This window comes from Devosia sp., from assembly GCF_039927955.1.
In the GTDB taxonomy this organism is placed as follows: domain Bacteria; phylum Pseudomonadota; class Alphaproteobacteria; order Rhizobiales; family Devosiaceae; genus Devosia.
In genome coordinates this window covers 129919-155348 of the sequence record NZ_JBDSUA010000028.1, presented here as the reverse complement: position 1 = coordinate 155348, position 25430 = coordinate 129919, and the positions used below count along the sequence as shown (strand labels likewise).

The following is a 25430-nucleotide window of genomic DNA, read 5'->3' as shown; positions in this document are numbered from 1 at the left end:
CGCGGACGCGACGGGGCGGCTTCACGCGCCGAAACCTGGGTCTCCACCGAACTCATGCGCGGGCCCTCATCGACAAACTCTTGACGCCCTGCTGCCGCACGGTGCGATCGATCAGCAACGCGATCAGGATCACCGCGCCGTAGATGGCGCTTTGCGTAGTGCCGGGAATCCCCAGCAGCGGCAGCGCGGCCGAGACGCACCCGAGCAGCAGCACGCCAAGCACCGTGCCCAGCACGGTGCCGACGCCACCATTGATCGAGACGCCGCCGATGACCACTGCAGCGATGACCTGAAACTCGAAGCCCGAGCCGGTATTGGATGGGTTCACAAACCCCCAGCGGCTTGCATAGAGGATGCCGGCCAGACCCGACAGCGCGCCGGAAATGGCAAACACCAGCAGCGTCACCTTGGTCACATCGACGCCGCGCAGTGGCGCCGCCACCGGGTTCGAGCCCAGCGCGAAAATCTGCCGCCCGACACGGGTGTGCATGACGAACAGCCAGGTCAGCACCGCAATGCCGAAGCTGATGAAGATGATCCACGGAATGCCCAGCATCGGCGACGTCTGCGACAGCGACTTGAGCGCTGAGGGGACAAATTGCCGGTCGATCTGCTTGGCGTTGGAGACGATATAGGTCAGGCCACGATAAAGGTTCAGCGTGCCCAGCGTCACGATGATCGCCGGCAGGCGGAACACGGTGACCAGCGCGCCATTGAGCAGGCCCAGCGCCCCGCCGATGCCGATGGAGACGACAAACCCGACCGGCCACCAGATTTCGGGATAGAACTTGAACATCATGCCGGTGACCATGGCCGAAAAGCCCAGCATCGACCCGATGGACAGATCGACATGCCGGGCCACGATCACCAGCATCTGGCCCATGGCGCCGATCATGATCAGCGGGGTCAGCAGCAGGATGATACGCAGGCTGTCGAGCGTCAGGAACTGCGGTTTCTGCGTGCCGACGGCAAGGCAGAACAGCACGATCATCACGGCAATGCCAGCCTCGCGGCGCAGCAGGATGGAGCGGAGCGCGGTCATGCCGCTGCCTCGCTTCTGGTGCGCGGCACGGCAGCACTCATGATGGTTTCCTGCGTCGCTTCGGCGCGCGGAATATCGGCAGTCAGGCGGCCTTCGGCCATCACCAGAATGCGGTCGCACAGCGCCAGCAGTTCCGGCAATTCTGATGAAATCAGCAGGATGGCGCGGCCTTGCGCCGCTAGTTCCCCGATCATGTCGTAGAACTCCGCCTTGACCCCGATATCGATGCCGCGCGTCGGCTCGTCGAGCACCAGCACCGATGGATCGGTCAGCAGCCAGCGCGCCAGAATGGCCTTCTGCTGATTGCCACCGGACAACTCGCCGATCGGCTGACGCAATGAGGCCAGACGAATCCGCAGTTTCTTGACCGCGTCGGCGGCGAGGGTCTTTTCCACGGCCCGCTGGATGAAGCCGGCTGGCGCAATGGTGCCAGGTATGGCTGCGGTGATGTTCTGTTCGACCGACAGCGTCCGGAAAATGCCCGCCGTGGCGCGGTCTTCCGGCACGAAGGCCAGTCCCAGCGCGATCGCTTCATCCGGCGTGCGAATAGCGACGGCCTTGCCATCGACCTTGACCAGACCGCTGGCGGCGGGTGTAACGCCAAAGATCGCCTTGGCGACATCGGTCCGCCCCGCGCCCACCAGCCCGCCAAGGCCGACGATTTCGCCCTTGCGCACGGCAAAGCTGATGTCGACGAACACGCCGGGCAGCGTCAGGTTTTCCACCTCCAGCGCCACCTCGCCGATCGTGGTGCCCTGCTTATGCATATATTCTTTCAGCGGCCGGCCAATCATCAGCCGGATGATGTCGGCATCGGTGACGCTACCGATGGCTTCGGTGGCGACCTTGTTGCCGTCACGGAAAATCGTCACCCGATCACACAGTGCCCGCACTTCTTCGAGGCGATGGCTGATGAAGATGATAGTGCGGCCTTCGTCGCGCAGGCGGCGGGCAATGGTGAACAGCGTCGCCACTTCCTTGGGCGTCAGCGGCGCGGTCGGCTCATCCATGATGATCAGGCGGCTGTCCGAGGCCAAAGCGCGGGCGATCTCCACCATCTGTTGATCGGCAATCGACAGGCCGCGCATCGGCTTGGTGACGTCGATCCTGACCCCGAGCAGGTCCATCAGCCGGTTGGCGTCGCGCGTCATCTGTGCCCATGGCACCCGCGCCAGCCAGCCATCATCCGAGCGGCCCAATACCAGGTTTTCGGCTACCGACAGGTCGGGGAAGGAGATCGGTTCCTGATGGATCAGGGTGATGCCCAGCTTCTGGGCGGCGATCGGATTGTTGATCTCGACGGCCTGGCCATTGAGCGTCAGCGTACCGCGCGACGGACGATGCACCCCAGCCAGAATCTTGGCAAAAGTCGATTTGCCGGCGCCATTTTCGCCGAGCAGCGCGTGGATTTCGCCAGGATGCAGATCGAGGTCGACATCGCGCAGTACATCGATCGAAGCGAAGTGCTTGGAAATGCCGCGTGCCGAGATCAGCGGAGTATCGTTCATGCCGACGCACCGGGAACAGGGGCGTCCACGTCGATCAGGCCCTGCGCCTTCAGATCGGTCCAGAAGCTCTGCGGTATCGGCGCCTGCAGCGACGCAACGTTCTGCGTCAATTCAGTGGCGCTGGCCGAGCCGGGGATCACCGAAACCACCGCCGGGTGCGCCAGTGGAAACTGCAGCGCTGCCGCCGGCATGCTGACGCCATGCGTCTTGCATGCGGCTTCCAGTTTTTGCACCTTGGCCTGCACTTCGGGCGAGGCGGCGCCATAGGCGTATTTTGCCCCGGCGCCAGAACCGGTCACCAGAATGCCCGAAGCGAACGGCGCGCCGATGATGACGCTGATACCGCGATTGACGCAATGCGCCATGTCGGTGTGCAGGATCGACTGGTCGAGCAGGGTGTAGGGCATCGCCACAATGGCGAAATCGACATCGATCAGGTTGAGCATTTCATCGAGATTGCCGGGCACATTATTGCCCACGCCGATCGCCTTGATGTCGCCACTGGCCTTGAGTTCGCCCAAAGCCTTCATGCCGCCACCGGTCAATTGGCGGAGATGGAGGTCGACCATTTCGGTGCTGTGAAACAGCGTGTCGAGATCGTGGATCACCAGCGAGTCAAAGGTGTTCAGCGCCAGCCGCTGCATCGACTGCTCGTAGGAGCGCATGATGCCGTCATAGGAATAGTCGAACGCCACCTCGAACGGCAGTCCGCCGACCCAGTAGGGGTTCTTGTAGGTCGTCACGTCCTTGGGCCGGACCAGCGTGCGCCCGACCTTGGTATTGACGATGAAATCGCCCCGCGGCTTGGTGCGCAACAAGCCGCCGAGCCGATGTTCGGACAGGCCAAGGCCATACCAGGGCGCCGTGTCGTAGAACCGCACGCCGCCATCCCAGGCCGCATCCAGCGTTGCCTGCGATTGCGCCTCGTCGACCTTGCCATAAAGCTCGCCCAACTGTGCCGCGCCAAATCCAAAGACCGGCACTTCAAGCGTTGTGGAGCCAACCCTGCGGCGGGTTGTCAAACGGATTGTCACCTTGGTCGCCCTCCCATCAGGCCTGCGGCGGATTGGGTCCGCTCTCTGCATAACGGTCAACTTGTCAGACAAAAATTAGTTTGACAAGTTTTTCCTTTCTCGCCATTTCTGGCTACAATGCGGAACCGTCATTTCAAAAGGCGGGCGTAGGGAGGGTCGTTGCCATGCCGGATTTTCCGATCGTCGATACCCATCTGCACGTCTGGGATCACAGCCGGCTGACCTATTCCGATTTCCAGGGCCATCCTCTGTTCGGCCGCGACTATCACGTCGAGGACTATGCCCATGATCTGGACGGGGTCGAGGTCGAGGCCATGGTGTTTGTCGAATGCTATGCCGACTTCACCCCCACCAGCGGCCAGTACATCGAGGAAATCGAGTTCGTTGAAGACGAGGCCAGGCGCGATAAGCGCCTCAAGGCCATCGTGCCGATGGCGCCGCTTGAATGGGGCCAGCGCGTCGAACCTATGCTGGCACAAATGGCCACTCACTCGGCGGTGCGCGGCATCCGCCGCATCGTTGAGTTCGATGCCGACCCCCGCGCACTGACCCTGAGCGAAGATTTCATCGCCGGGGTGAACCTGCTCGAAAAGTTCGGCATGCATTTCGAGATCAACGTCAATTTCACCCAGATGGATATCGTGCGGGAGTTCGTCCGCCACATTCCCAATGTGAAGCTGATCCTCGATCACTGCGGCAAGCCCGGCATCAAATCCGGCGCCATCGCGCAATACCGCGATGACATTGCCGACCTCGCCAAGCATCCAAATCTTTGGATCAAGCTCTCCGATCTGCCTGTCGAAGCCGACAAGCAGCACTGGACCGAGGCCGATCTGCGCCCGTTCATTGCCGCCACGATCGATACTTTCGGCGTGGATCGCGTCATCTATGGCGGCGACTATCCGGTGTGCCTGCAAGCCACCAGCCTGCAGCGCTGGGTTGAAGTGCTCGACCGCGCCTTTGCCGATCTTGGTCTTTCCGTAGTCGACACGCGCAAAATCTACCGGGACAACGCCAACGCCTTCTACCGGTTGGGCCTCAACGGCGGTATGGCATGAGCATGAACAAGCCAGCATCTGAACCGGGCATCCCGCCTGCGGCACCCGCCGCGGATGCCTTTTCCGTGCTGATCGGCCAGCAGAACCAGCCCGCGCCCAACAAGGATTTTGCCGGCGGCACCCTGGAGCGCCGCTCGATTGCCGAGCAGGTCGCCAACCGCATCATGTCGATGATCAAGAGCGGCAACCTCAAATCCGGCGATCGCCTGCCCACCGAACAGCAGATGGGCATCGCTTTCGGCATCAGCCGCCCACCGCTGCGCGAAGCGCTGAAGGCGTTGACGCTGATGGGTGTGCTCGCCAGCCGCCAGGGCGGGCGCTACACCGTCACCGACCTGTCCCCCAGCCGCATGGCCACCACGCTCAACAATATGCTCTCGGTCACCGAATACTCGGTTGACCGCCAGTTCGAAGCGCGCACCGTGGTCGATCTGGAACTGGTCCGCTTCTGTGCCCAGCGCGCCAGCACCGATCTCAAGCAGCGCATCATGAAACTGGCCGTCGATGGCCATGCCTTCGAAAACGATCCGGTCGCCTTCCGCCTGCTCGATATCGAATTTCATCAGGCGATCAATTCCGGCGCCGACAACGATCTGCTGCAGGCTCTGGCGCAGGGCCTCTACGATCTTGGCCTCGATGTCAGGCGGCTCGCCAGCGAAGTGCCCGGCGTCATCGCCAAGAGCGTCGGGCAGCACATAGCCGTGGCCGAAGCCCTGCTGGTCGGCGATGCCGATCGCGCCGTCGCCGCCTATCGCGGCCACCTCGAACATGTGCGCGATACCACCATTCAGTCCATGGCCAGCTCGAAACGGCCACAGGGGTAAACATGTCCGAACGCATCGCCTTCCGCATGAACCTGAACCCGGGTCAGGCTGCCGAGTATGAAAAGCGGCACGATGAGATTTTCCCCGAACTGTCGCAGGCGCTCAAGGATGCCGGCGTCTCGGATTATTCGATCTGGCTCGATCCTGAGAGCAACCACCTGTTCGGGATTTTGACCCGCACCGAAGATCACACCATGGATCGGTTGCCCGATACCGCGATTATGCGGCGCTGGTGGGAACATATGGCTGACATTATGGCCACTGATGCTAACAATGTGCCAACGCAAATAGCACTCAAGCAGGTCTTCCTGCTGCCATGAGCCAAGCCTTCAGGATCAAGGATGTCCGGGTCTTCACGGTGGCGCCCAAGCCCGGTGCCGGCACCTATTTCGACCCCGGTGCATCAAGCCACTGGCTGGTCGATTCCCTGATCTCCAACCCGATGTCGGGTTATCCAAAATACCGCGACAAGCGCTCCAGCTGGGGCATTGGCGTGCTCGGTGCCATCGTCGTTGAAATCGAAACTGAGGACGGCACGGTCGGTGTCGCCACCGGCAGCGGCGGTGTTCCCGCCGCCTGGATGATCAAGCACCATTTTGCGCGCTTTCTCGTCGGTGAAGACGCGCGCAACGTCAACATGCTTTGGGATCAGCTCTATCGCTCTTCGCTCCCCTACGGCCGCAAGGGCCTGCCGATCATGGCGATCAGCGCCGTCGATCTGGCGCTGTGGGACCTGATCGGCAAGGTGCGGCAGGAGCCGGTCTATAACCTCATTGGCGGTCTCAGCCACCAAGAGATCAGTTTTTATTGCACCGGCCCGGTTGCCTCAGCGATCAAGGACCTTGGCTTCTGGGGCGCCAAGGTGCCGCTGCCGCATAGCCATTTCGATGGCGAAGAGGGCCTGCGCCAGAACGTCGAATTTCTCGCCGCGCAGCGTGCCAGCGTCGGCCCCGGCTTTCCGCTGATGGTGGATTGCTACATGTCGCTGACCGCAAACTACGCCATCCGCCTTGCCGAGGCCGCCAAGCATCTTGATATCCACTGGTGGGAAGAAGTGCTGTCGCCCGACGATGTCGAAGGTTTCCGCGAAATCAAGCGCGCCCATCCCTATGTCAAATGGACCACCGGTGAGCATGAATACACCCGCTACGGCTTCCGCCAACTGATCGAGGAACGCACTCTCGATGTCCTGCAGCCCGACGTGATGTGGGTCGGCGGCATGACCGAACTGCTCAAGATCGCGGCGCACGCCTCCGCCTATGACATTCCGGTCGTGCCCCACGGCAGCGGCCCCTATTCCTATCATTTCATCGCCAGCCAGACTGGCCCGGCCTTTTGCGAATACGTCGCCGCCAGCCCCGACGGACGCTCAGTCCGCCCCGTCTTCGGTGATCTGTTTACCGGCGAAGACCTGCCCAAAAACGGCAAGTTGCGCGTCTCCTCCGCGCCCGGTTTCGGCATGGAACTGGCTGATTGCTCGATGCTCATCCCCGTCGCTTAGGCCTCCGCCATGGCGCGGAAAGCAGACCAGACGTTCCCGCTAGCAATGATCGCCAGATGGTCATCCCGCCGGCAGGGCTACGGCAGGTATTGCTCCTAACCTGCAATGGAGACGCACAGACGTCACATTCTGGAGGATGCCTGCGGATCCTTGGTGGTCGACCGCCAGGGGTTTTGGCCGTGGTCCGCTCTGGCAGATTCTGCCGATCCGCATCGTCTTCGACCCGGAGGCAACAGCTACACTCGTACACCTGACCAGTCGCAATTGCTGCGCGGCCGTGCCATTGATCGAACGATCGCAGTTTGCGCTTTCGGGGCCAACGCATGAGCGGACAGCAACGCCGGCTTTTTGTTAGCGCCAATATGGTGGCCGAGCGGGCGGGTGTGTCGCGCTCAGCGGTGTCGCGCACGTTCACCGATGGCGCCAGCGTTTCGGATGCAACACGCCGCAAGGTGCTCGATGCGGCCCTGGCGCTGGGTTATCACGTCAACCACCTGGCGCGCGGCCTGCGCGAGCGCAGCAATATCGTTTGTCTGGTGGTTGCCGATATGACCACCCCGATCCGCGCCGGCATGGTGGACGAACTCACTCGCAAGCTGCAGGCCGATGGCAAGATCACCATGGTGATCAACACCGAAACCGACGAGCAGAGCGCCTCGGCCGCCTTGCGGATGACGCTCAACTACCGCGCCGACGCCACCGTGGTCCTCTCCGGCACACCCTCGGCCTCGCTGATCGAAACCTGCCTGGTCAATGGCCAGCAGGTGGTGCTGATCAATCGCGACGACCGCCTTTCGGGCGGCCATAATCTGGGCGTCGACAACACTACTGCCGGCCGCGAGGCGCTGTTTTTGCTACAGCGGGCGGGTTGCAAGCGCCTGGCTGTGGTCACCTCCACTGCCCGTACCGCCAGTTTGCTGGAGCGCGAACGCGTCTTTGTGGAAGGCGCTCGACAACAGGGCATCTCGGTCTCGGTCACCGCCGCGGGACCGACCACTTATGCCTCGGGCCTCGAAAGCGCGCGTCGCCTGTTTGGACGCTCGGAGGCCCCGGACGGGGTGTTCTGCGTCACCGACCTGTTGGCGCTGGGTTTCATGGATGGCGCGCGGCAGGAATTCGGGCTGCGTATTCCCGATGACCTTTGCGTTATCGGCTTTGACGATATCCCCGAAGCCGCCTGGCATTCCTACCATCTGACCACCTTTTCGCAGCCGCTTTCCGCCATGGCCGATCATGTGGTGGCGCTGCTCAGAGATCCCGGTGGCGCCGGGATTGAACGGCGCATTTTTGAACCGCAGCCAGTCTGGCGCAAATCGGTCAGGCCGATCGCGGGCTGATCGGGTCACACCGATTGCACAATAACCTGTGCAATCTTGCACACGTGCGCAAAGCACCATCTGTCATGATAATGTAATGTGAGCGTCCTAAGAAAGCTGCCGAACGGGGCCGTTTCTGCACTTGTGTGCAAAGCCTATTCGGTGTTTGCTGGTCGTTGCTATGCTGCGGCGCAGAAACACCCGACACCAAGATTGGGTCCTGCTCGCCTCCATGGCAATTGAGGGAGGAGGCCCATGGGGTTGCGCGAATACGCGCTGGTGCACTGTCGCCAGTGGTATTTGCTGACTCAGCCTCCGCGACCAGCAACGCCTGGCGGTTCGCCATGAACCGCCCAGATGGGAGAGACCAAGATGAAACGCCGTGATTTTTTGATTTCCGCCGCCGGTACTGCTGCTGGCCTGGCCTTGATGCCGCGCCTGTCGTTCGCTGCACAGGGCGTGGTCGACGTCTATTTTACCTCTGACCAGAACGTCATCGATTTCTGGACCAATATCGTCAAACCCGCTTTTGAAGCCGCTAATTCCGGCATCACACTCAATCTCATCGATGGCGGCGACAGCGCCGGTGTAGCCGCTATTGGCGACCGCGCGCTGGCGGCCTTGGCTGGCGGCTCCGATCCGCAGGCCGACCTGTTCGAAGGCTTTGACACCCGCGTCACGGTCGATGGCATCGCCAAGGGCCTCTATGTCGACTTCTCCAAGGCCGGGTTGGCGAACTACTCCAAGATCAATCCGCTGGCCTTCGACATTCCGACCAACCTGCCGTATCGCGGTTCGCAGGTTCTGCTGGCCTATGATACCACCAAGCTGGCCCAGGCCGATGTACCCAAAACCTGGGCTGACCTGGTCAAGTGGATCAAGGCAAATCCCGGCCAGTTCATCTACAACCGTCCCAACAAGGGCGGCTCGGGCGGCAATTTCGTCCGTCGCGCTATCTTTGAAGCCAACGGCAACGACCCCAAGAAGTTCACCGTCGATAATTATACCGCCGAGGCCGGCGAGGCGATGCTGAAGCCCGCTTGGGATATCCTGAATGATCTGGCCCCGTCGCTGTTCGACAAGGGCGCCTATACCTCGGGCAATACCCAGTCACTGCAACTGCTCGGCCAGTCGGCCGTCACTATGATCCCCGCCTGGTCCGATCAGGCGCTTTCGGCGATTTCGCAGGGCGTGCTGCCCGAGACCACCGGCCTCGTCCAGCTCACCGATCTTGGCCTGCCGGGCGGATTCACCAAGCTGGGCGTGCTCAGCAACGGCGCCAACAAGGATGCCGCGCTCAAGCTGGCCGACTTCCTGCTGACCGAAGAAATCCAGTCCAAGATCCTCACCGAACTGGGCGGCTTCCCCGGCGTATCGTGGGATTACATTTCCGATGACCTGCGCAAGAAGTACGCCGACATCGTTCCGACCACTATTCCGATTTTCCCGACCGGCGATTGGGAAAAGGCAGTCAACGACGGCTGGTATCGCGCCGTGGCGCCAAATGTGGACCCGGCCTCGTGACCACCGACACTGCGGGCGCCCAGCCGCCCGCACCGCAATCCCGCAGGAGGCCCATCGGCCTCCTGCTCGTCGCCGTCCCGGTATTGCTGGTCATCTGGCTGGTGATCTGGCCGATCATTTCGGCGGTGGTCACCACGCTCTGGGTCACCACGCCCGCCGGCGGTGCCATTTCGTTTGACACCTACCAGTTCTTCTTCACCGACGGCTACAGCCTGTCCAATCTGTCGATCACGCTGTGGACCACCGGCGTCTGCGCCGTATTGCTGCTGATCGTCTGTCTGCCGATCGCGCTCTATCTGCGGTTTTCGACCACCAAGATCGCGGCCTATGTCCAGGGTCTGGCGATCTTTCCAATGTTCGTGCCCTCGATCATCCTGAGCTTCGCGTTTATCCGCGTGTTGGGACCGAATGGCACTGTCGATCTGCTGTTCAATTCGGTTGGATTGCCGCATATCCGCTCACCCTACCTGACGCCCTGGGGGCCGGTGATCGGGCTGGTGTGGGACAATATTCCGCTGACGGTGCTGATCCTGCTATCGGGGCTTGGTGCGGTGTCCAACCAGTCGATCGAGGCGGCGCGCGACGTTGGCGCCGGCAAATTCGCGGTGCTGTGGCACATCATCCTGCCGCGCATCACCAATTCCATCCTGGTGGCCATTTCCTTTGCCATCCTCGGCATCTTTTCTGCCTTCACCCTGCCTTATGTCTTGGGGCCGGCAGCTCCAGAAATGATGGGCCCATTCATGCAGCGCACTTTCCGCGACCTGTTCGAGCCGCGCACTGCCATCACCCAGGCCGTCGTCACCTTCGCCTTCTGCATCGTCTTCGGGCTGTTTTACGTCCGCTCGGTTGCCCGGAACAGGACGCCCTGATGGCCACGCTTGTGCAACGCCGCATCGACTGGACCGGCATCGCCTTCGCGGTGGTGCTGACACTGATCATCGTTCTGCCACTGATCGTGGTGGGCACCTGGGCCTTCACCAATGTGTGGCGCTATCCCTCGTTGATCCCGCAGCAATTCGGCCTCAAATTCTGGTACCAGACCCTGGCGCGCGCCGACGTCTGGAGCTCAATCACCATGAGCCTGACACTGGCGACCACGGTGACGTTGCTCTCCGCCCTGATCTGCCTGCCGGCCGCCTATGCTTTCGCGCGGCTGGATTTTCCGGGGCGCAGCCTGCTGTTCTTCTCGTTCCTGGCCGGCCACGCCTTTCCCAAATTCGGCCTGCTGGTCGCCATTGCCGGCATCTTTCTGCAGCTCAACCTGATCGGCACCTTCTGGGGCGTGGTGCTGATCCAGCTCGTCGGCACTTTGCTGTTTATGATCTGGATTCCGGTGGCGGCGTTCCAGGCCGTCGACCGACGCATGGAGGAGGCGGCGCGCGATGTCGGCGCCGGACCATTCCGGGTGTTCTGGTCGATCACTCTGCCGCAGGCCGGTCCGACCATTGCCGCCGCCATCCTGCTGAGCTTCGTCGGCACCTTCTATGAAACCGAAGGCGCCTGGCTGATCGGGGCGCCGCAGGTGCGTACGCTGCCGGTGCTGATGATTTCCTTCATCAACAACCAGCCCGTTATCCAATATGGCGCCGTGCTCTCGGTGGTGTTGTGGGTGCCCAGCTTCATTGCCCTGTTGTTTGCTCGCCGGGTGGTCAATTCCGGATCGTTCGCCCGCGGTTTCGGCGGCTAGGAAAATTTATGTCCGTTCTCAAGATCAAAGACGTCTCCAAGATTTTTCCTAACGGCAATGTGCGGGCGGTGGATAATTTCTCGCTCGATGTCGCCGATGGCGAACTGGTCTGCCTGCTCGGCCCATCCGGCTCAGGCAAGTCGACGCTGCTGCGCATGGTGGGTGGGTTTGAAACCCCGACCAGCGGGCAGATGACGATCGATGGCGAAGACATTACCCACGTCCCGCCGGAAAAACGCCCGACCGGCATGGTGTTCCAGAGCCACGCGCTGTGGACCCATATGAACGTGTTCAAGAACCTCGCCTTTGGCCTCAAGCTGCGCAAGGTGGCGCCGGACGAGATCAAGCGGCGGGTTGATGCCGTGCTCGATCTGGTGGGACTTGGCGGTTATGGCACCCGTTCCGTCACCCAGCTCTCGGGCGGCCAGCAGCAGCGCGTGGCGCTGGCTCGTTCGCTGGTGCTGGAACCCAAGATCCTGCTGCTCGATGAGCCCTTCGCCAGCCTTGACCAGCACCTGCGCGAACGCCTGCGCGAAGAGGTGCGCGATATCCAGCAGCGCCTCAAGATCACTACGCTGTTTGTCACCCATGGGCAGGACGAGGCTTTGTCCATGGCCGACCGCATCGTGGTAATGCGCGACGGCAAAACCGAGCAGATCGATCGCCCGGATGTGGTCTATCGCGACCCGCAAACCCCGTTCGTTGCTGGCTTCATCGGCACCATGAACCTGATCGAGGGCACGGTCGCCAACGGCATCTTCAGCAAAGCGGGATATTCCACGCCTCTCGCAGTGGGCGACGGCCCGACGATTCTGGCTATCCGCCCCGAAGCGCTTGATCTCAGCGCCGCCGGCGACAAGGCCCAGGGCACGGTGCATAGGGTGACCGACTATGGCACCCACGGTCTGGTCGATCTCGAACTCAATGACGGCACCCGCGTCAAGGCGATGGTCTCCCATCCCGATCTGTTCAAAGCCGGGCAGGGCGTCACTCTGGCTGCACGAGCAGTCACCGCCTATCGCGACAGCCGCCAGATTTTCCGGGGCCGGACATGAGCGATCCGATTTCCATCACCCGCAACGGCCATCGCACCTGGCTGAAATGGCATCGCGGCCGCCGCAGGGCGGCCGATCCGGTCTTCACTGGCGCTCGCATCGCCGAAGCAATGCGGCTAGGCGCCAGCGTGGAGATCGACCTCGTCATCACTGGCGACAAGGGGTTGGCGGTGTTGCACGACAAGACACTTGACCGCGAGACGACCGGTTCCGGTACAGTCGCGTCCACTAGCGACAATGTCATCCGGCAGTTTTCACTGCGCGGCAATGATGGCGCGCCGATTGCTGACCCGGTGATGCTGCTCGACGATCTTTGCGCGATGATGGCCTCGGGAAGTGTCCATCCCGATGCGCTGCTGCAACTTGATTTCAAGGAAGACGACACCGTGCTCGATGCGCGGGCGATCGGACGCTTTGCCGCCGCGACGCGGCCGTTCGCCAGCAACATGATCGTGTCATCGGGCAATGCGGCTGCCGTTGCCATGCTGGCGGGTGCCGTTCCCGGCATGCTCACGGGCTATGACGCCAGCGATGAAGAAAAGTTCAAGGCGATGCTGGCCAGCGGCCAGCTTGATCGGTTTGTGGATGAGGCCGTCGCGGCCGCTCCCGACGTCGATATGGTCTATCTGCACTGGCAGATCGTGACGCTGGCCGCCGATGCTGGCTGTGACATCGTCGACGCCTTCCACCAGCACCGCAAACGCATCGATGCCTGGACGATAAGGGAAATCAACGACGAAACCCTCGCCCAGGTTGAACGTCTGCTCAGACTCAAGGTCGATCAGATCACCACCGATGACCCGGAAGGGCTCGCAAAGGCTCTCATGTCATGACCCACGACTACAGCAAAATTCTCGCCGACATGGTCGCCACCACCCGTGAAGCCGGCGCTTTGACGCTTGAGCACTTCAAGCGCTTTCGCGATCTGGAAGTCGGGGTCAAGGGGCCGGGCGATTTCGTCTCCGACGCCGACCGCGAGTCCGAGACGCTGATCCGCGACCAGTTGCTGTCGCGCTATCCGTGGGGACTGACTGGCGAGGAATTCGCGCCGGTCGATGGCAGCAATAGCGACCATCGCTGGCTGGTCGATCCGATCGACGGCACCACCAATTTTCTCAACGGCCAGCACTATACCATCACCATCGCCCTGCGGCGCGGCAACCAGACCATCTGCGGCCTGATTTATAACCCCGTCGCCGATGAGATGTTCACCGCCATCAAGGGCGAAGGCGCCTATCTCAACGGCGAGCGCCTGCACGTCAGCGCCAGCACCGATGTCGCTATGATGTGCGTTGGCACGGGCCTTCCCACGCCTAATCTGTCGTTGCACGCGGGCGCTTATGCCCGTCTCGACGCCATCCGCGCCCCGATTGGCGCCGTGCGGATCGTCGGCAGCGCCGCCAATTCCTGCGCCTATGTCGCCTGCGGGCGCCTGACCGGCTATTTCGAGGAAACCGGCTTTGTCGATACGGCTGCCGGCATCCTTTTGGTCGAAGAGGCCGGTGGTGTGGTCACCGACTGGTGGGGCCGGGGGCCGGAAACCTTCGAGCGCACCGGAACGTTGATCGTCGCCAATAAGGCGACCCACGCCTTCCTGATGGGGCACCTGAATGCCGTGCCAATGAAAAATCCCGAGGCCAACGCACCGGTACTTTAGCGCAAGCGGTCAGTCGCCCGGACCGTGGCCGGTGCTGCGTCCCCAGCGGATTTCGCAGGCAATGACGCGGCGAACAGGGTCGCTGGTGGGGCTGAGTTCGATAATTTCGGCCAGCGCATCGCTCACGGCGCTGCGCGGCGGCATGATGGTGGTCAGCGAATGGCTGTCCCAATTGGCCAGCGCCACTCCGTCATGGCCAACGATCGCCAGATCCTCCGGTACGCGCAGGCCCAGCAATGCCGCAGCATCCTTGACGCCGATGGCCATCAGATCGTTGGCGCAGATCACCACGTCGGGCCGCACCCGGCGCAGCATAAGCACGCCTTCCTTATAGCCCGACTCGTAGGAGTAGTCGCCATGGGCGACGACATCGAAACCCAGTCCTCGGGCGTCGAGGGCCTTGGCGAACCAGGCCATGCGCTGCTTGTCGACATGGCTGGAATCGCGGCCCGACAGATAGACGAAGTGCTTCCGTCCGCGTTCAACCAGCGCCTCGACGATCTGCGCCGAGGCGACCGAAGAATCGAGGCGCACGTCCGAGACGTCGCGCCCGTTGAGCGGCTCAGACGAGGCGACCACCGGCGTGGCCGAGCGGAAGATGCGAATGGCGTCGTCGATCGATACCTGATCGGAATACAGCACCACGTGATCGACCTGGTAGGTCGAGGCGATGCGCATCAATTGGCTGCGGTCCTTGTGGTCGGCGCAGCACAGGATCAGCGGCATGCGCTCGCGTTCCTGCAACCGGTGGATGAGCAAATCGAGCCCTTCACCTTCGGCCGGGTTGGCGACAGTGTTGACCACCAGCGCCACCAGCCGCGACTGGCGATTGTTGAGCGAACGGGCCATCGCGTTGGGCCGGAAGCCATGTTCCTCAGCCAGCGCCAGCACACGCTCGCGGGTTTCGGGCTTGATGCGGGAATCGGCGCTGAAGGCGCGGGAGATCGTCGCCGACGATACTCCCGCCAGCTTCGCGAGTTCGACCGAGGTCAGGCCCTTGCGCCGCATGCGGCCTCTTGTTCGTTCCGATTAAGTCGCGCCAACCTCTATCGCAATCGCCTCGCCATTACGAGCGGCAGATGCCTTGATAGCGTCCCATAGCCGGGCAAAGCGCAGGCCATTGGCAACGGTGGACGGGTTCTCCAGCCTGCCGTCGCGCACTGCCTGAAACGTATGCATCGGGGTATCGCGGATTTCACTTTCCTCGCGCGGTTCGGCAATCCCGTTCACCGTGACTTCGCGCCATTTGCCCCAGGCGTCGATCCGTATGATCGCCTTGGAGTAAAAGAAGGTGATCGCCGAAGCACACCCCGGCGGGCCCTCACCAGCGGCGTTGAAGGTGACCAGCGCGCCATTGGCGAGGCGTGCCGCGACAGCGCAGACCAGATCGACTGCGATGCCGCGGTTATTGGTGTAGGCCGAGAGGCGCTCAAACTCGCTGTCGGCCAAAACGCAGACCGTGTTCATCATATGCGCGCCGGTGTCGAACATGAAGCCGCCGCCGGAAATCGCCGGGTTCTGCTTCCACTGCCCTTCATAGCTGGTTTTCCAGCCTTCCCAGATCGAGGCATTGATCGAAATCAGGTCGCCGAAATCACCACGACGGGCGCGTTCCTTGGTGTTGTGTACCAGCGGCGAGAGCCCGCCCTGAAAGGCGATGACCACGGTCTTGCCGGTGCGCCGTTCAGCCTCGACCAGCGCCAGCGCTTCTTCGACGGTCGTGACCATCGGCTTTTCCAGCAGCAGGTCAAACCCCGCCTCGATCACCGCCAGCGCATTGGCGCCGTGGAACACGTGCGGAGTCGAAACATAGACCGCGTCCAGCTTGCCCTGGTTTGCCGCAAGCATAGATTGCGCATCGAGGTACTCGGTAGGGCGGGGGCGTCCGGCGGCTGCAACAACGTCGCCAAAGCGCTGGCGCGACGCTTCGCTGACCTCTGCAGTGGCAACGATGTCCACTTCAGGCATCGCCGCCCAACCCTTTGCATAATCGGCAGCTTTCAGCCCCGCGCCGATAACGCCCAACCGCAACACCATGTGTGAACTCCCTCACGTTGCGCAAACGTATACATTAGGTTTTGAATGGCCGTACAGAGCAAAAAACACCAGCAATGCTGACATAATTAACACCGGAAAAGATTCTTCCGGAACCGGCTTGCGATGTAATTGTACACGTGTACATTATCGTCACGTCGAACAGACGATCGGCAGCGCAACAGCTGCACCTCGGGAGGATTGAATGAATAGACTTATCGTAGGTGGCCTCGCGGCCATCGCCATGGGCCTGCTCGCTGGTACGGCCAGCGCTGAAACCTTGCGCGTCGCTCTGCACGGCCAGGCCGGCATCGACGCGTTCAAGCCGACTGCCGAGCGCATCGAAAAGACCCTTGGAGTCACCGTCGAGATCGTCGAATATCCGGCGCCCGACAAGGACTACATGACCAAGCTGCTGACCGAACTGGCAGCCGGCAATGGTCCGGACCTGTTCTCGATCCCCAGCGCCGCCGACGTTGCTGACATGGTCGTCGCCGGTTACCTGGCCCCAGTCGGCAAGGAACTCGATGCCTGGGACGGCTACAAGGACTTCGTCGATGTAGCCAAGCAGCTCGCCAAGAGCCCGGACGGCGAAACCTATGTGATGCCCTATATCCTGGGCATCCAGCAGATCTACTTCCGCCGCGACGTGCTCGAAAAGGCCGGCATCTCCACCGAACAGCCAAAGAGCTGGGCGGAACTGCTCGACCGCGCCAAGGAAATCAAGGCCAAGACCGGCGCTTACGGCCTGCTGTTTCCGGCTGGCACCAGTTGGGGCGGCGGCGCCTTCGACGAAGGCTTCTCGCATCTGATCATCGGCTCCAAGACCCCGCAACTGGTCGATGCCGATGGCAAGTTCGATCTGAACGGGCAGGGCGTCACCGACGTCTTCCAGTTCTACAAGGATCTGATTGACGCCGACCTGATGCCAGTACAGCCGCTGCTCGGACCAGAGCCCTGGGTGATCCCCAAATACGAGATGTTCCCCAAGGGCGAACTCGCGGCGACCACCTGCGGTTCGTGGTGCTACATTTTCGATTGGGGTCGCGAAAGCAAGAATCCGATCCCGGATGTGATCAACGTCGTCGGCACCTGGGCTGATCCAGGGCAGGAGAGCGGCGAGTTCGTTCTGGCCAACCTTGGCGCTCCCTGGGCCGTCAACGCCAAGTCCGCCGATCTCGAAATGGCCAAGAAGGCCCTGCTCGAAACCGGCTCGGTCGAGAATCAGATCGAAACCGCAACCCGCATCGGCAATATCCCGGTCAGCAATGCTGTCCAGAAGGACCCGCGCTTCCAGGCTCTGACCGAGCTGGTGCCGATCCAGGCCGCAGCCAACCACGGCACCTACCTCAAGCAGGCCACCGGCATGTCGGCCGTCTCGGAAGGCGTGGCTCGTGCCACCGAAGCGCTGCTGCGCAAGGAAACCGACGCGGCCGGCGCCCAGAAGATCCTGGTCGACTACGTCAAGCAGACCCTTGGCGATGACGCGGTGAAATAAGGCAAGGGTATTCTCCTGCCCGATGCCTGAGACGCGGCTCCCATGGCCGCGTCTCTCTTATACCGCCAAGTGCGGCACCCATTCCGATGCACCATCAGGCGGCAATCTCCATGGCCTTGGACGCGTACCAGAAGCGCAAAGAGCGACAGTTGCTGAAGCTGCTGCTGCCCGCGCTGATCCCCCTATTGGTGTTGACGATCTATCCCGCGCTGTATGCGGTCTATCTTTCCATGACCAACGAGGCGCTGACCGGTGTCGCCGCAGCGCGCCCCCGCTTTGTCGGCGCCGCCAATTATTTCCGGCTGTTTTCCGACACCCGTTTCTGGAATTCGCTGTTCGTCACCTTTGTTTTCGTTGCGGGTTCGGCGATCATCGGCCAGTTCGTGCTGGGCTTCATTTCCGCGATGGCGCTGCGGCGCAAGGTCGTCGGCAGCAGTATTTTCGGCGCGGCGATCTTGCTGCCCAATGCGGCGCCCGAAGTGGTCGCCGGCTTCATGTGGATTTCGATGCTCGCTGGCGGCGATCACGCCACCCTGAGCAAGATCATGATCGCGCTGGGCCTGCCTTGGGCCGACTGGTTGCAGACCTTCCCTCTGTTCATGGTCACCATGGTCAATACCTGGCGCGGCATCGGTACGGCGATGATCCTGCTGACCGCCGGATTGAGTGCGGTGCCCAGCGAAGTCTATGAGGCTGCCCGCATGGATGGCGCCAATCCGCGGCAGATGTTCTTCCGCATCACCCTGCCGCTGATGGCGCCGACGATCTTTTTGTACATGTTGATCTCGACGGTCTCGACCATTTCGGTGTTTGGGCTGGTCTATGCGCTCACCCGCGGCGGCCCCGGCAATGCGACCGAGGTGATCAGCGTCTATATCTACAATCAGTCGTTCACGACCTTCCAGCTTGGCTACGGTGCTGCCGGTGCGGTCGTTGCCCTGCTGATTTCGCTGACTCTGGGCATCGGCTACGTGCGGTCTTTGAAGGTGAGTGTCTGATGGCCGGCGTCCCGATCCGGCGCGCCCGCGCCTACAATTTTCTCGCCTATGTGACGCTTGTGCTGATCTCGATCTTTTGCCTGCTGCCCTTCGTCTGGATGGCGCTGGCCTCGCTCGATACCAATGCTCAACTGTTCCTGAAATGGCCCGATGCCTGGACCTTCGATAACTACATCCGGGTCTTTGCCACCGAAAACGGCGTGCGCTGGTTTGCCAATTCGCTGTTCACCGTGCTCAGCGCCACCATTCTGGTCATTATCATCTCCGGCCTTGGCGGCTATGCGCTGTCGCGTTCGAAAGCCTGGTGGAAGCAGCCGTTCCTCTACGCGATCCTGCTGATCCGGGTGCTGCCGTCCACGGCGCTGCTGGTGCCGCTCTACAAAATCCTGCTCACTTTCAACAACGGCATCGGCGCCTTGGTGCGGCCGGTTGCCGGCGAGAACTACCGAACCATCATGCACGTCTTCGGCTTCATCGACGGCTATCTCGGGCTGATCGTGGTGCTGGCCACCGGGCAATTGCCGCTGGCGCTGTGGATCATGAAGGTGTTTTTCGATGGCGTGCCCAAGGACTACGAGGAAGCCGCCATTCTCGACGGCGCCACGCTGGTGCAGCGCATTCGCCGCGTGCTGATCCCGCTGGCGCTGCCCGGGCTGGCCGCCGCAGGGCTGTTCTCGTTCATGTCGGCTTGGGGCGATTTCCTGCTTCCGCTGATCCTGTTGTCGTCGCCCGAATTGCAGACGCTGCCGATTGGCCTGTTCAGGGCGTTCCTGCGCATCAACGAGATCGACTATGGCCTCTTGGCCGCAATCGCCACCATCTACCTCATCCCCGCCGTCATCGCCTTCAGTTTTGCGCGGCGGTTCCTGGTTCAAACCTTCTCTGGCGGCGTCAAAGGCTAAGCAATGACCACTCCCATGATTCAACTCTCCGGCGTGACCAAAAGCTTTGGCTCTGTGAGCGTCATCCGCAATGTCGATATATCGATCGATGATGGCGAATTCGCCGTCTTTGTCGGCCCCAGCGGCTGCGGCAAGTCCACCCTGCTGCGCATGATCGCGGGCCTTGAATCCATCGACGGCGGCGATCTGGTGCTGAACGGCCAGCGCATCAACGATGTGCCGCCCGACCAGCGCGGCATTGCCATGGTGTTTCAATCCTATGCGCTTTATCCGCACATGACCGTGGCGCAGAACATCGGCTTCTCGCTCGATCTCAAGAAGGTCCCCAAGGCCGAGATCGCCCGCGAAGTTGACCGCGTTGCCGAACTGCTGCAACTGTCGGACCTGCTGGATCGTCGCCCGGCGGAACTCTCCGGCGGCCAGCGGCAGCGCGTCGCCATCGGCCGTGCGATCATCAAGCGGCCGCGCGTCATCCTGTTCGACGAGCCGCTGTCCAATCTTGATGCCGCCCTGCGCGTGCAGATGCGCGCCGAGTTGCAAAAGCTGCATCAGGAACTGCGCCCCACCATCGTCTATGTCACCCATGATCAGGTCGAGGCCATGACCATGGCCACCCGCATCGTGGTGCTCAACAAGGGGCAGGTCGAGCAGTGGGATACTCCCATCGAGCTCTACAACCATCCGGTCAACACCTTCGTCGCCGGCTTTATCGGGTCGCCCCGCATGAACCTCGTCCCCGGCACGATCGTGGCCGATGGCATAGCGCAAGCATTCAGGGCCGATGCCGGCTGGACCGTCAAACTGGCCGGCCGTCAGCTTGCTGGCATGGTCGGTCAATCCGTGACCCTGGGCATCAGGCCCGAAGACATCCGCCCGGTCGAATCCGCCGACGAAGCCGATCTGCAAGCCATTATCGCCATCGTCGAACGCCTCGGCGCCGAGACTTACCTCAACGTCCAGAACGGCGAGGATACCCTGCTGGTCCGCGCCCAGGGCGATCTCGCCTTGAAGCCTGGTGCGACCGTGCAACTGGCGATGAACCACAAGGCTTTTCATCTCTTCGATCAGACTAACCGCATCATTGCGGTCTGATCGTTTCATTCGTTACGGAGACTATTGTGACTATTCGCCTGACCATGTGGAACGAAGGCCGCCACGAAAAGAACGATGCGCCGGTTGCCAATATTTATCCCGACGGCATGGACGGGGCACTGGCCGCCGGCCTCACCGACCGCGATTTCATCATCGAGCGCCGCACCATCGATGACAGGGAGCAAGGCCTCACTCAGGACCTGCTAGACCGCACCGACGTGCTGACCTGGTGGGGACATGTTGCTCATGACGAGGTCGAAGACAAATACATCGACCGCGTGCAGCAGCGCGTGCTGGCCGGCATGGGCCTCGTGGTCCTGCACTCGGGCCATCATTCCAAGATGTTTCGTCGCATGATGGGCAGCAATTGCAACCTGGCGTGGCGCGAACTGCCTGAGGGCGATCTGGAACGTGTCTGGGTCACCAATCCCAGCCATCCGATTGCCGACGGCATTCCGCCGTTCTTTGAAATCCCGCAGTCGGAAATGTATGGCGAGCCCTTCGACATCCCGGCAGCCGACGAGATCGTGTTCATGAGCTGGTACAAGGGCGGCGAAGTGTTTCGCTCCGGTCTGACCTTCCATCGCGGCCTCGGGCGGATTTTTTACTTCTCGCCCGGGCACGAAACCTTCCCGATCTACCACAATCCGCTGGTGCAGAAGGTGATTGGCAACGGCATCGAATGGGCCATGCGGCCACATGCCAATGCCCGCAAGCTGGACAACTGGCACCGCAAGGAGCCGATCCACCGCTGACGGGAGCGGCTGCGGTCGACCCGATCAGCGCGTCGCCGCAGCTACCGCTTGGTTACGCAGATTGCAAAGCGTTCCTGCGTCAGCCGTTCGAGGCCGCGCCAGAACGGCATCTTTCGGGCCTGTGGCCAGTGAATGGCGCCAAGGCGGCGATCGATGACGGGCTCGACGAAGCCAACCGCGAGCAATGCGGCGACAACGTCCTCCGGCCGCATCTCGCCGGCAAAGTGCACCTGCTCGCGGATGCGCTGCAACCGTTCGCTCATGCCTGGCGCCAGATTGCTGTGCCCCGCCTTGCCGCCAAACCTGGTGCGCAAGCGGGTCACCCAGTTCTTGCGCCCCATATTGCCATCGACGATGAGTAGCTTGCCACCGGGCTTGAGCAGTTCGAACCACTCGCGAAACGCCGCCGGAGCATCGACCAGGGTCCAGACCAGATGGCGGTTGGTGATCACATCGTAGCTGGCGCGCGGCTCGGCGGTATTTTCGGCATCGCGCATGATGAAGCGGATATCGGCCTTGCGCTTGACCGCTTTGGCGCGCGCCCGTTCGAGCATGGCCTCGGACCAGTCTGCGCCGGTCACCACAAAGCCCATGTCATGCATCAGGTGCGAAATCACGCCCGTGCCACTTGCCAGGTCGAGCGCCGCACGACCCTGGCCTTCCCCCAGATGCTTGCGGATCAGTTGGTGCCATCCAGCCCGCTCGGCTTCGGAGAAAATCTCATGGCCGACGCTGTCATCGAACGTGGCCGCCCGCTCGGACCAGAATTCGCGAATTTCGTCGCGGATAGAATAGTTTGCGCCTGCGTCGCTCACCAAAACACCTAACACATTGGAATTGCTCTAAAAGATAAAACTTGATCTTGAACATCATGTTTTATAGGCGAGAGACGTAGCAAGTTTCCTGTGAGACTCAAAATGAAATTATCACGCCTCCTGCTCGTGCCGGCTGTCGCCGCGTTGGCCGCTTTTTCCCTCCCGGCCTTTGCCCAAGCGTTCACCGTAACCGACGTTGCCGGGCGTCAGGTCTCGTTCGACCACCCAGTGCAGCGCGCCATTCTGGGCGAAGGGCGCATGCTGTATTCGCTCGCCGCAATCGAGACGGAAAACCCGTTTGCCCATGTCGTCGGCTGGCGCAACGATCTGTGGACCACCGACCAGAAATCGTTCGACGCCTATGTCGCCAAGTTTCCGGAAGCCGCCAACCTGCCATTCCTGGGCAATCTGACCGATGGCACGCTGCAGACCGAGACCGTGGTCGATCTCCACCCGGACGTGATGATCCTGCCGATCGGCAACAAGGTCGCGGCCGATGAAATCAAGCTCGAGGACACGCTGTCGGGCATCGGCGTCAAGATCGTCTATGTCGACTTCCGCGAGCATATTCTGGCCAATACCGTGCCCAGCCTGCACATTCTGGGCCAGCTGTTCGGCAAGGAAAAACGCGCCGACGAAGTTGCCGCCTTCTGGCAGTCCAAGATGGATGCGATCGCCAAGGTCATCGCCGACAGTAAGCCCAGGCGCCCCAACGTCTTCATGTATCGCGCTGCGGGTCTGGTGGAATGCTGCGGCACCTTCGGTCCGGACAATTTTGGGCTGATGGTCGAACTCGCCGGCGGCCATAACCTCGGCTCGGATTTCCTGCCTGGTTACACCGGCTCGATCAACCCCGAGCAGGTCATCGCGTCCAACCCCGATGTGATCGTGGTGACGGGTTCGGACTGGACCAATTCCCCGGACGCCAAGGGCTTTGTCAGCGTCGGTCCAGGCACTGCCGATAGCGCCAAGGCCAGTCGCGAAGTTCTCGCCTCGCTGGTGCAGGCTCCCGCCTTTACCGGTTCGACCGCCGTGGCCAACGGCAATGTGCACGCCATCTGGCACCAGTTCTACACCAGCCCCTACCAGTTCGTGGCGATCCAGGAAATGGCCAAGTGGTTCCACCCCGAACTGTTTGCCGACATCGATCCTGATGCGACGTTCAAAGAATTTTACGACAAGTTCCTGCCGATCCCGTACGAGCCGGGCTCGTGGCTTTCGCTCAAGGATGGCGAGTAAATCATGGCCGCCGCTGACGTCACCATGCTGCGTGAAACGGCAGTCGAGGGGCGCGGTGAATACCGCGCCCGTACTCGTCGCAAGATCATGATCCTGATCGGGTTGAGCATCGCGCTCTGCTTGTCGTTTGCCGTCGACCTGGCCTGGGGTCCCGCCCGCTATGGGCTCGATCAGGTGATATTGGCGCTGTTCGATCCATCTGCCGTTTCAGCGCAGGTGCGCACCGTGGTGTGGGACATCCGCATGCCGGTGGCGGTAATGGCCATCGTCGTTGGCGCGGCGCTGTCGGTGGCCGGCGCACAGATGCAGACGATCCTCGCCAATCCTTTGGCGAGCCCGTTTACCCTCGGCATTTCGGCGGCGGCCAGCTTTGGCGCGGCGCTGGGCATCGTCACCACCGTGCCGCTGATCCCGGTCGCGGCGGGGCTGATCGTGCCGGTCAATGCCTTCATCATGGCGCTGGCCGCAACGCTGTTCATTCATTTCGTCTCGCAGGCGCGCGGCGTCACCGTGCAGACTGTGGTGCTGCTCGGCATCGCGCTCGTGTTCACCTTCAACGCGCTGCTGGCGTTCGTGCAGTATCTCGCCTCCGAACAGGCGCTGTCACAGGTGGTGTTCTGGACCATGGGCAGCCTCACCAAGGCGACCTGGCCCAAAATCTGGATCACGCTGGCGGTGCTGTTGATCGCCTTGCCGCTGTTTGCGCGCAATGCCTGGGCGCTGACCGCCATTCGGCTGGGCGAGGATAAGGCCGCCAGCTTCGGCGTCAACGTGCGCTATATCCGGCTCGAAACCATGCTGATCGTTTCGCTGCTGGCTTCGGTGCCGGTGAGCTTTGTCGGCACCATCGGCTTTGTCGGCCTCGTCGGGCCGCATATCGCCCGGATGATATTGGGCGAAGACCAGCGCTTCTTCCTGCCCGGCTCAGTGCTGTCGGGAGCCCTGCTACTGTCAGTGACCTCGATCGTCTCCAAGTCGATCATTCCCGGTGTGGTGTTCCCGATTGGCATCATTACCGCGCTGGTGGGCGTGCCGTTCTTTGTTTCCCTCATCCTCTCGAATGTGAGGCGGTCATGGTAAGCCTGCAACTGGTCGACCTGGGCGCGTCCTACGGCAAAAAACTCACCGTTTCGGGGGTTTCGACTCCGGTGCTCAAGGCCGGCGAAATGGTTGCCGTGATCGGCCCCAACGCGGCCGGTAAATCGACGCTGTTCAAGCGCATCGCCGGCCTGCTCAAGGGGCCGGGCGAAGTCAGGCTTGCCGAAACGACCAAGGGCAAGAGCGCCATCAGCTACATGCCGCAGGATACCTCGGCCAATGCGGTGCTGACGGTTTATGAGTCAATCCTGCTTGCCCGCAAGCAGGGTAGCGCCTGGGCGGTGCAGGACAGCGATCTGCGCTTCATCGACCACATCATGGACGCACTCAACATCACGGCTATCGCCTTCCGCGATCTCGCCGCGCTCAGCGGCGGCCAGCGCCAACTGGTGTCGGTGGCGCAAACTCTGGTGCGAGAACCCGACATCATGCTGATGGACGAACCCACCAGCGCGCTGGATCTGCACCGGCAGGTTGAAGTTCTCAGCTTCATGCAGGCGCAGGCGCGGCAAAAAGGCATGATCGTGCTGATCGCCCTCCACGATCTCAATCAGGCGCTGCGCTTTGCCGATCAGGTGCTGTTGATCGAAGACGGCAAGATGCGCGCGTGCGGAGAACCCCTGGAGGTGATCAATTCGACCATGCTCCGCCAAGTGTACGGCATCGACGCCCGCATCGAAAAGTGCTCGCGCCAGTTTGACCATGTCATCGTTGACGGCGTGGCTGCTTAGGGTCAATCCAGCCAGCCTCGAAACCCGGCCAGGCACCCCCAATTGCGCGGGCCTTTGGA

The 25430-nt window shown here is 61.8% G+C and carries 25 protein-coding genes; 19 read left to right on the top strand and 6 right to left on the bottom strand.

All coding sequences use genetic code 11. The annotated features are described in order from the left end of the window. Positions 1-52 precede the first annotated feature (52 nt). The 3 genes from ABIT12_RS08560 to ABIT12_RS08550 are packed head-to-tail and all read right to left on the bottom strand — an operon-like array spanning position 53 to position 3584. Complete coding sequence (locus ABIT12_RS08560) at positions 53-1042, bottom strand: ABC transporter permease (RefSeq protein WP_348042392.1); 990 nt, start codon at positions 1040-1042, stop codon at positions 53-55. Next, entirely contained in the window at positions 1039-2550 is a 1512-nt protein-coding gene (locus ABIT12_RS08555; protein WP_348042391.1) for a sugar ABC transporter ATP-binding protein, read from the bottom strand. The genes ABIT12_RS08560 and ABIT12_RS08555 overlap by 4 nt, the downstream gene beginning before the upstream one ends. After that, complete coding sequence (locus tag ABIT12_RS08550) at positions 2547-3584, bottom strand: aldo/keto reductase (protein ID WP_348063325.1); 1038 nt, start codon at positions 3582-3584, stop codon at positions 2547-2549. Before ABIT12_RS08550 ends, ABIT12_RS08555 begins: the two co-directional genes overlap by 4 nt. Before the next feature lie 164 nt (positions 3585-3748). Here ABIT12_RS08550 and ABIT12_RS08545 point away from each other — a divergent pair, with 164 nt between their 5' ends. The 11 genes from ABIT12_RS08545 to ABIT12_RS08495 all read left to right on the top strand — a co-directional run bounded on the left by ABIT12_RS08545 (position 3749) and on the right by ABIT12_RS08495 (position 14209). Beyond that, positions 3749-4642, top strand: a complete 894-nt coding sequence (locus tag ABIT12_RS08545; RefSeq protein ID WP_348042389.1) for an amidohydrolase family protein — start codon at positions 3749-3751, stop codon at positions 4640-4642. Then, on the top strand, positions 4639-5466 hold the full coding sequence (locus tag ABIT12_RS08540; protein ID WP_348042388.1) for an FCD domain-containing protein: 828 nt from the start codon (positions 4639-4641) through the stop codon (positions 5464-5466). The genes ABIT12_RS08545 and ABIT12_RS08540 overlap by 4 nt, the downstream gene beginning before the upstream one ends. A gap of 2 nt (positions 5467-5468) precedes the next feature. Next, positions 5469-5786, top strand: coding sequence for an L-rhamnose mutarotase (rhaM, locus tag ABIT12_RS08535; protein ID WP_348042387.1), 318 nt, complete (start codon positions 5469-5471; stop codon positions 5784-5786). Further along, a complete protein-coding gene (rhmD, locus tag ABIT12_RS08530; RefSeq protein WP_348042386.1) occupies positions 5783-6967 on the top strand; it encodes an L-rhamnonate dehydratase in 1185 nt (394 codons plus the stop codon). The genes rhaM and rhmD overlap by 4 nt, the downstream gene beginning before the upstream one ends. 323 nt (positions 6968-7290) lie before the next feature. After that, positions 7291-8304, top strand: coding sequence for a substrate-binding domain-containing protein (locus tag ABIT12_RS08525; protein ID WP_348042385.1), 1014 nt, complete (start codon positions 7291-7293; stop codon positions 8302-8304). Positions 8305-8655: 351 nt separating this feature from the next. Next, positions 8656-9807, top strand: a complete 1152-nt coding sequence (locus ABIT12_RS08520; protein WP_348042384.1) for an extracellular solute-binding protein — start codon at positions 8656-8658, stop codon at positions 9805-9807. Then, positions 9804-10679 (top strand): ABC transporter permease subunit, encoded by an 876-nt coding sequence (locus ABIT12_RS08515; RefSeq protein ID WP_348042383.1) that lies wholly within the window; start codon positions 9804-9806, stop codon positions 10677-10679. Before ABIT12_RS08520 ends, ABIT12_RS08515 begins: the two co-directional genes overlap by 4 nt. Continuing rightward, positions 10679-11497: an ABC transporter permease subunit gene (locus ABIT12_RS08510; RefSeq protein WP_348042382.1), complete on the top strand. Its 819-nt coding sequence runs from the start codon at positions 10679-10681 to the stop codon at positions 11495-11497. Before ABIT12_RS08515 ends, ABIT12_RS08510 begins: the two co-directional genes overlap by 1 nt. A gap of 8 nt (positions 11498-11505) precedes the next feature. After that, on the top strand, positions 11506-12552 hold the full coding sequence (locus ABIT12_RS08505; RefSeq protein ID WP_348042381.1) for an ABC transporter ATP-binding protein: 1047 nt from the start codon (positions 11506-11508) through the stop codon (positions 12550-12552). Continuing rightward, a complete protein-coding gene (locus ABIT12_RS08500; RefSeq protein WP_348042380.1) occupies positions 12549-13385 on the top strand; it encodes a glycerophosphodiester phosphodiesterase family protein in 837 nt (278 codons plus the stop codon). The genes ABIT12_RS08505 and ABIT12_RS08500 overlap by 4 nt, the downstream gene beginning before the upstream one ends. Beyond that, complete coding sequence (locus ABIT12_RS08495; RefSeq protein WP_348042379.1) at positions 13382-14209, top strand: inositol monophosphatase family protein; 828 nt, start codon at positions 13382-13384, stop codon at positions 14207-14209. Before ABIT12_RS08500 ends, ABIT12_RS08495 begins: the two co-directional genes overlap by 4 nt. Before the next feature lie 9 nt (positions 14210-14218). Here ABIT12_RS08495 and ABIT12_RS08490 read toward each other — a convergent pair whose 3' ends face one another. After that, on the bottom strand, positions 14219-15217 hold the full coding sequence (locus tag ABIT12_RS08490) for a LacI family DNA-binding transcriptional regulator (RefSeq protein ID WP_348042378.1): 999 nt from the start codon (positions 15215-15217) through the stop codon (positions 14219-14221). A 21-nt stretch (positions 15218-15238) separates the two neighbouring features. Beyond that, positions 15239-16246, bottom strand: coding sequence for a Gfo/Idh/MocA family oxidoreductase (locus tag ABIT12_RS08485; protein WP_348042377.1), 1008 nt, complete (start codon positions 16244-16246; stop codon positions 15239-15241). Positions 16247-16448: 202 nt separating this feature from the next. Here ABIT12_RS08485 and ABIT12_RS08480 point away from each other — a divergent pair, with 202 nt between their 5' ends. From ABIT12_RS08480 to ABIT12_RS08460, 5 genes are all read left to right on the top strand, one after another. After that, positions 16449-17741 carry an extracellular solute-binding protein gene (locus tag ABIT12_RS08480; RefSeq protein ID WP_348042376.1) on the top strand — a complete coding sequence of 431 codons (1293 nt, stop codon included), beginning with the start codon at positions 16449-16451 and terminating at the stop codon, positions 17739-17741. 110 nt (positions 17742-17851) lie between these two features. After that, positions 17852-18739: a sugar ABC transporter permease gene (locus ABIT12_RS08475; protein WP_348042375.1), complete on the top strand. Its 888-nt coding sequence runs from the start codon at positions 17852-17854 to the stop codon at positions 18737-18739. Then, the gene (locus tag ABIT12_RS08470; RefSeq protein ID WP_348042374.1) at positions 18739-19641 is read left to right on the top strand and encodes a carbohydrate ABC transporter permease; all 903 of its coding nucleotides are present in this window, start codon (positions 18739-18741) and stop codon (positions 19639-19641) included. Before ABIT12_RS08475 ends, ABIT12_RS08470 begins: the two co-directional genes overlap by 1 nt. Before the next feature lie 15 nt (positions 19642-19656). Continuing rightward, positions 19657-20733 carry a sn-glycerol-3-phosphate ABC transporter ATP-binding protein UgpC gene (locus ABIT12_RS08465; RefSeq protein WP_348042397.1) on the top strand — a complete coding sequence of 359 codons (1077 nt, stop codon included), beginning with the start codon at positions 19657-19659 and terminating at the stop codon, positions 20731-20733. A gap of 26 nt (positions 20734-20759) precedes the next feature. After that, entirely contained in the window at positions 20760-21488 is a 729-nt protein-coding gene (locus ABIT12_RS08460) for a ThuA domain-containing protein (RefSeq protein ID WP_348042373.1), read from the top strand. Between the two features lie 41 nt (positions 21489-21529). Here ABIT12_RS08460 and ABIT12_RS08455 read toward each other — a convergent pair whose 3' ends face one another. Further along, positions 21530-22303: a class I SAM-dependent methyltransferase gene (locus ABIT12_RS08455; protein WP_348042372.1), complete on the bottom strand. Its 774-nt coding sequence runs from the start codon at positions 22301-22303 to the stop codon at positions 21530-21532. Positions 22304-22405: 102 nt separating this feature from the next. On the opposite strand from ABIT12_RS08455, the gene ABIT12_RS08450 reads away from it, so the two are divergent. Genes ABIT12_RS08450 through ABIT12_RS08440 form a run of 3 tightly spaced genes read left to right on the top strand, consistent with a single transcriptional unit; the run spans position 22406 to position 25371 of the window. Next, positions 22406-23542, top strand: coding sequence for an ABC transporter substrate-binding protein (locus ABIT12_RS08450; protein WP_348042371.1), 1137 nt, complete (start codon positions 22406-22408; stop codon positions 23540-23542). Between the two features lie 24 nt (positions 23543-23566). After that, complete coding sequence (locus ABIT12_RS08445; RefSeq protein ID WP_348042396.1) at positions 23567-24622, top strand: iron ABC transporter permease; 1056 nt, start codon at positions 23567-23569, stop codon at positions 24620-24622. Further along, positions 24616-25371, top strand: a complete 756-nt coding sequence (locus tag ABIT12_RS08440; protein ID WP_348042370.1) for an ABC transporter ATP-binding protein — start codon at positions 24616-24618, stop codon at positions 25369-25371. The genes ABIT12_RS08445 and ABIT12_RS08440 overlap by 7 nt, the downstream gene beginning before the upstream one ends. Positions 25372-25430 lie beyond the last annotated feature (59 nt).